Below are 2,662 nucleotides of genomic sequence, written 5' to 3' on the forward strand. Positions count from 1 at the left end.
CCCAGTGCGCATTCCAGGCTTCAGCGAGAAGCGATCCGAGGGAAAGCGATGCGTCCGTGACCTGCCTATCGGCCAAGCGCATAGGCCGGGCGACGGGGATCCGCAGCGGCTTCGAGTGTTCCCTCAGGCCGTTGGCGGGCGACGCATACCGCACCCGCGCGCCACGCCCAGTCCGGCCAGATCGCAACGTCGTGGCCCAGCATCCGGAGATCGGAAATTTGTTGCGGGCCGAGGCGTTCTTCAATGTTGAGGCGGCCCGGATGCGCCGCGTGCGGTTCGAACGAGTCTGGGAAGCTGTAGCTCGCAAACCGAGCCGCCTCGACCGCGGCTTGCGGCGGCATTCCGAAGACTTGCAGGTTCAGCCAGACCTGGAGCAGGGCCTGGAGTTGCACATCGCCGCCCGGGGTGCCCATGGCGGTGAAGGCGCCATCCGCCGCTCGGGCAAGGAACGGCGCGGGTGTCAGGCGCGGCCGCTTGCCGGGCGCGACGCCTGAAGGATGCTGGGGGTCGGCCCACGATTGGCTGCCCCTGGAGGACGGGCACAGCCCAGTGCCGGTGACCACCGGTGTGTCGTAGGAAACATCGCTGGGCGTCGCGGAGAACACGTTGCCCTGACGGTCGATGACCGCGAGGTAAGAGGTGTCGAGCGCGGCGAGCTTGGGCGCTGCGACGGCCGCGGCGTCGATCCTCGCACCGCCGCCCAGGTCGCCGGCCGGTGGCATGTCGGGCCAAGCGCGGTGCGGGTCAATGAGCTCCCGCCGGCCGGCGGCGTACGCCGGGTCGAGCAGCGAGCCCAAAGGAACATCGGTGAAGCGCGGGTCGCCGAAGTAGCGATGCCGGTCGGCGAAAGAAAGCTTGATGGTCTCGACCAGGGTGTGAACGTAGGCGCTGCTGTTGTGGCCGATGCCCGCCAGGTCGACGCCGTCCAGCATCGTCAGCATCTGAAGCAGCACCGGGCCCTGGCACCAGGAACCGCAGGCGTACATCGTCGATCTGCGGAACTTGGCGCTGACCGCCGGCTCAATGCCGACCTGGAAGTTCGCAAGGTCCTGCATCGACAGCAAGCCGCCATTCTGCTCGTGGAAAGCCACGATCGTTCGCGCGATGTCGCCGCGATAGAAGGCGTCCCGAGCGGCCTTCAGGCCGTCGACACGGCTCCGGCCCCGCGCCGCCGCCTCGCAATCGGCCATGTACTGCAGAGTGCGGCCCAGATCGGACTGGACGAACACATCACCGACCTCGGGCGGACGTCCCCCCGGCAGATAGATCGCCGCGGAGCTGGGCCATCTCGCATAGCCCTCAGCGTAGGTGTGCAGCAGTTCCGCCATCAGCGGATACATGACAAAGCCATCGCGTGCGAAACCGATGGCGCTTTGCGCCACCTCCGAAAAGCTCATTGTGCCGTAGCGAGCCAGGGCCGTGATCCAGGCGTCCGGCGCGGCTGGAACGACGGTCCGCAGGACGCCCTCCGGGATCGCGCCGCCGTGCTCGCGCATGAAAATATTCGGATCGAGCGCGCGAGGCCAGCAGCCCAGGCCGCTGATGGTGATTACCTCGTCGCGTTCGGCCAGGTAGAGAATGATCGGTGCGACGCCGGCGACGTTGACAAGTTCGCTCTGCACGACGCCCAACACGAGGCCTCCTGCCACGCCAGCGTCGATGGCGTTGCCACCGCTTTCGAGGATCTGCAGCGCAGCCTGCGCCGCGAGATAGTGGCCCGCGGAGACGACATGGCTCGTCCCGGCGATGGTCGGACGCAACGAGGTCAGGCCGTGGGTCGTGCCAAGCCCCGACAGGGAATCGATACTCATGGTGCGACCTCGCCTCGGATTGTCGCCGCGCGAGCCGCGTGCCGCTGAGCCAGCACGGCGCGGACGGCGAGCTGGATCTGGTGGAAGACCAGCGTCATGAAAAGGCCGAAGACGTTGGAAAGCGAGGCGCTGCGAACTGCTGCCGATACATTATCGTGGCCGACGGCTGTGAAGGCGATCAACGACTGCACGGTCGACGGGAGCAGGGTCAGGAACAGAAAACCGGCCGGCAGCCTGGGGCTGAGAACGCGTGCGGGCAGGCGCCCGATGGCCAATACCGGCAGGGGGAAGAGTACGAAGGTCAAGACCAGTACCTCCAGGTGCAGCCGCCAATGGCACGCGCCCGCCGGTACCGCGACACGGGACAGCCTCGCCCCGTGCGGGAAGAACAGCAGGCCGATTCCGATTTTCGACGCCTCGCCGAGCATGTGTGCGGACTCGCCGCGACTGGGGACCGGGAGCGCCCCGACACGACATCCGCCAGAATGCCGGCGGTGAACGAGTCGGGCCTCGGACGGCGGAGGGTGGTAACGAGGGTGGTCATGCGGCGAGCAGCAGTGGGGTCAGGAGATAGGCGAGCGGCTTGGTGACCGCCTCGTCGCCGGGATGATAGCGGCCGGGCTCGTGCAGAAGGTTTAGGGCGCCCAGGCAGCGTAGGTCGAACAGGATCGGCGTATTAATCACCGAGCCCAGCCCGAGACCCGCCAGTTTCGCATGATCATCGAAGGCCCATTCAAGGTCGTGTGGGTGGCTTCCGATGAACACTTCGCCCCGTACCAGCACATGCTCGGTCCAGGGCAAGCCGCGCTTCGACTTCCTGCCTCCAACGGGATAGGCGTCGGCGTGGCTGC

General features: G+C 67.1%; 1 protein-coding gene and 2 pseudogenes. All 3 read right to left on the reverse strand.

Features of this window, described 5'->3' with window-relative positions; all coding sequences use genetic code 11:
- Window positions 1-65: 65 nt before the first annotated feature.
- On the reverse strand, window positions 66-1,811 hold the full coding sequence (locus tag ACFQX9_RS17460) for a gamma-glutamyltransferase family protein (protein ID WP_377789811.1): 1,746 nt from the start codon (window positions 1,809-1,811) through the stop codon (window positions 66-68).
- A pseudogene (locus tag ACFQX9_RS17465) lies at window positions 1,808-2,260 on the reverse strand (bile acid:sodium symporter); the annotation flags it as partial. The pseudogene ACFQX9_RS17465 and the gene ACFQX9_RS17460, both read right to left, overlap by 4 nt.
- A gap of 91 nt (window positions 2,261-2,351) precedes the next feature.
- Window positions 2,352-2,662, reverse strand: a pseudogene (locus ACFQX9_RS17470) (GAF domain-containing protein); the annotation flags it as partial.

It is taken from the genome of Bradyrhizobium sp. GCM10028915, assembly GCF_042666195.1.
In the GTDB taxonomy this organism is placed as follows: Bacteria; Pseudomonadota; Alphaproteobacteria; order Rhizobiales; family Xanthobacteraceae; genus Bradyrhizobium; species Bradyrhizobium canariense_D.

What these genes read in the sequence shown, in the direction of transcription:
- ACFQX9_RS17460 (WP_377789811.1), bottom strand. Translation starts at nt 1,811, where the DNA reads ATGAGTATCGATTCCCTGTCGGGGCTTGGCACGACCCACGGCCTGACC.